The 1,683-nt window shown below is 36.8% G+C and carries 3 protein-coding genes; 1 reads left to right on the plus strand and 2 read right to left on the minus strand.

What is annotated here, in order from left to right; translation table 11 throughout:
• The coding region (locus ACFIL3_RS09995) for a hypothetical protein (RefSeq protein WP_375682210.1) at nt 1–657 on the minus strand (657 nt) is incomplete at its 3' end.
• 10 nt (nt 658–667) lie between these two features.
• Entirely contained in the window at nt 668–997 is a 330-nt protein-coding gene (locus ACFIL3_RS10000; protein ID WP_375627058.1) for a hypothetical protein, read from the minus strand.
• A gap of 102 nt (nt 998–1,099) precedes the next feature.
• Here ACFIL3_RS10000 and ACFIL3_RS10005 point away from each other — a divergent pair, with 102 nt between their 5' ends.
• Complete coding sequence (locus ACFIL3_RS10005; protein WP_375612651.1) at nt 1,100–1,420, plus strand: helix-turn-helix domain-containing protein; 321 nt, start codon at nt 1,100–1,102, stop codon at nt 1,418–1,420.
• Nucleotides 1,421–1,683: the final 263 nt, after the last annotated feature.

Below are 1,683 nucleotides of genomic sequence, written 5' to 3' on the forward strand. Positions count from 1 at the left end.
GCCGATTTCAAGCAGTGCCAACGGCGGTATAAGCTCTATACGAGGCTTACCATCATCATTCTTATGCGCTTCGTTTGCATTATGTGAACACATATAAACTCTGTCGCCACCATATTCTTCAGTGCCGCAAACATATGCATTTCCATAAATCTTGGCCTTACCATAAACCACGGCATGACCGAACACCTTAGCAGCATCACAAACCTTGGCATAACCACAAACCTTGGCGTTGCCATAAACCTTGGCGCTGCCATAAACATGGATATTATCGTAAACGTAAGCATTACCAAAAACCGCAGCTTCATCACAAACCTTGGCATTGCCAAATACATGCGCATTACCACAAACCTTGGCGTTGCCATAAATCGCAGCTGCTAAAAGAACATTGGCATTCTCATAAACACGGGCATTGTCATAAACATGAGAAAAACCAAGAACCTTGGCATTGCCAAAAACACGTGCATCACCATAAACCCATGCCCTATTCCCAACCCAACAATCGCCCTCATGAGAGAGGTTGCCTTCACTCTCTACAAAACCACCAACATCACCTGCTTTAACTTTTCCAAAGCTTCTCAATGCACGAATGCGGTGAAGAGTTTTTCCAGCAAACTCAATTGTTTCATCAGTAAGTTCGTATTTCTTTTCTACAGCCATCATCACCTCCTTAAGGCTGCAAAGTCTCACGCGCGCTATCAACGCCGGAACTTTTTGCAAATGTAGTCATTGGGGGGTGTTGCTCTTGCATTAATCTCTGCAAGCGCTCGGGATAAAAAAAATCTTCTGGACGCAAATCTATCCCATGATCACGCGCATAATTTAAAAGCATAATTTGGTATTTAGCTGGAATGATGCCGCCTTTACCCTCTCGCTTTTCAAAAGGGTAAGCCCATTTTCTAATTACAATAACATTGCGATTAACGATATTAGCAACTTTTTTATACCCACCTAGATACTCAATTATGAGTTTTGCGGTTTTCGTATATGTTTTTATCATAGCGATAAAAATACGATATCAAAAATATTTAGTCAATACGAAAAACGTATCATTGTATTTTTTATATTGTAAGGACTTTAAAAATAAGGAATAAACTTAATTATGATTAGGCAAAAAGAGCTAAAAATTTGGATAAAAAAAGAGCTTGATAAAATGGGACGAGGGAGCCAAGCCAAGCTTGCCGCCCATCTTGGTATAAGAAGACCAGCTATATCCAATATGATTAATCTTAATACAAATAGGGAAATGAGAGATATTAAGGCAGATGAGTTAGTTAAAATTATGGAGTTTTTTAAAGATTCTTCACCTATTTCTGGACCTTACTCTGATGATTTTCTTTACTTATATTCACAAGCGAATGATTCTGAAAAGAAGATTGTCGAGGATCTTTTAAAATCTCTGCTCGCAGCAAGAAATTCATAAAAGCTTTTTTTTCACATTCGGTTAATTTATTTAGCATGATGGATAGCTGCTTTTCTTTTATATTTTCTATCATAAGCACCTCATTAACATTAATGATAATAAACAAAATCGAATAGATTTATAAAAATAAAAATACGTTTTTCGTATTTTATCTATTGACACATCGTTACGAAAAACGTATTAATTACTCCATATCTTAGAAAATAACTTTTGCCAATAGGCAGTATGGAGGCATTTGTGAATAAACCAGTGTTTATAAATTC

Origin of the sequence: Bartonella sp. CE47NXGY (genome assembly GCF_042195415.1) — a bacterium.
Lineage (GTDB): Bacteria > Pseudomonadota > Alphaproteobacteria > Rhizobiales > Rhizobiaceae > Bartonella.

Excerpts from the sequence above, each read along its gene's own strand:
- ACFIL3_RS10000 (WP_375627058.1), bottom strand. The coding sequence starts at position 997 with ATGATAAAAACATATACGAAAACCGCAAAACTCATAATTGAGTATCTA.
- ACFIL3_RS10005 (WP_375612651.1), top strand. The coding sequence starts at position 1,100 with ATGATTAGGCAAAAAGAGCTAAAAATTTGGATAAAAAAAGAGCTTGAT.